Here is a 1,240-nt window from a genome sequence, read left to right as displayed (position 1 = left end):
TTAGATATTGAAACACCGTGGCAATGAGGACATTGAACATCAATAGAATGGCGCATGACATGCTCTAAAATAAATTAAACCAGCGTGCAACCATGATAGAACAATTCACAAAAGCAGCCCACTACCTAAAATACTGAGCTTTTAGCTGATTGAGTTATATTGCTGTCGTAAAGAGGTAATCAAACTTGATTGACCGAGATTTGCTGAGAAACTTCTTTAGTGCAAGATTGATTTTAAATAAATTTGATATGGTCAGCCTAGACTTTATACTGCGATTGAGATGGTAAAAGGGTAAAAGATGCAAAGGAGTTGTACTGGATGTTCATTGTTTTTTTTAAAAGAGCCCCATTAGTTTCATTTTTGATTCTTTCTGTTAGTTGTACAAGTCTACAAGTGGAAAAGTCGATCGATGCACTTGGCAATGGTATCAGTGATAGCGTTCAATCAAGAATTAAAGATAAACCACAGGATCTACAAGATCATGATTTGAACAGTGAGGATTTAGCGAGTGGGATTTTAAATATGTTACTACAAAACTTTGTTAGCCTATTCAGTTCTGAAAACGATTAATAGTTTATAAAATAAGAGCTTAACGGTTACCCAATGAAAAAAGGAAATGCAAAACACCCTAAGCTAGCCTTGTTTTTTGCTTTGTTTGGAATTTTCCTTGGAGCACTCAAATATGGTTTTACTGAGATTCACGGCTATTTTTTAGGTATTCCATTTTACCTGATCGGTTGTGTGTTTTCAGGTTTGATAACTGGAGCTATGACCTATACACAAGATGATTACAGTGGACTTCACTCTGTCTCTCGTAAAGACAAGCCACTCACATACTGGTGCGCGGTAATTATCACGAGCTTTATCGCATGCTGGTTAATCAAACAATTCACCTCCATTCATTGATTGAATTCAAAAAAGAAATTGGCCATATTTACGAATAAGGATTATTTTGCCTATTAGGGTCTGCCCTAACTTTCTGTAGTGTGATAAGTCGAGCTACGCTAAAAAATTATCGTGAGCGAATTATCCTAAATTAACTTCAGTGAAAAATGAGAATCTGAAATGATAAAAATATCTGTCACCAGTATTCCTGTAGAGAATCAAGCAAAAGCTTTGGGTGTAGATCTTTTAGATCGACAAACATCATGAAAAGATCATTAATTATCAATGGGATGACTTTGACAAATAGTGCGAAAGGAGCAATTTTATAGTACTTATCAGTTTGCAAACACAACAA

2 protein-coding genes are annotated in these 1,240 nt (G+C 35.2%); both read left to right on the top strand.

The genetic code is table 11. The features are described 5' to 3' along the window. The first annotated feature begins 318 nt into the window (after positions 1–318). Positions 319–570, top strand: coding sequence for a hypothetical protein (locus D5018_RS21335; protein WP_121840977.1), 252 nt, complete (start codon positions 319–321; stop codon positions 568–570). A 33-nt stretch (positions 571–603) separates the two neighbouring features. Continuing rightward, positions 604–906: a hypothetical protein gene (locus D5018_RS21330; RefSeq protein ID WP_121840976.1), complete on the top strand. Its 303-nt coding sequence runs from the start codon at positions 604–606 to the stop codon at positions 904–906. Positions 907–1,240: the final 334 nt, after the last annotated feature.

This window comes from Parashewanella curva (assembly GCF_003675895.1).
Taxonomy (GTDB): Bacteria; Pseudomonadota; Gammaproteobacteria; order Enterobacterales; family Shewanellaceae; genus Parashewanella; species Parashewanella curva.
Note: the sequence above shows the minus strand (reverse complement) of the source record. Positions and strands in the feature narration are given on the sequence as shown.

Excerpts from the sequence above, each read along its gene's own strand:
- D5018_RS21335 (WP_121840977.1), top strand. The coding sequence starts at position 319 with ATGTTCATTGTTTTTTTTAAAAGAGCCCCATTAGTTTCATTTTTGATT.
- D5018_RS21330 (WP_121840976.1), top strand. The coding sequence starts at position 604 with ATGAAAAAAGGAAATGCAAAACACCCTAAGCTAGCCTTGTTTTTTGCT.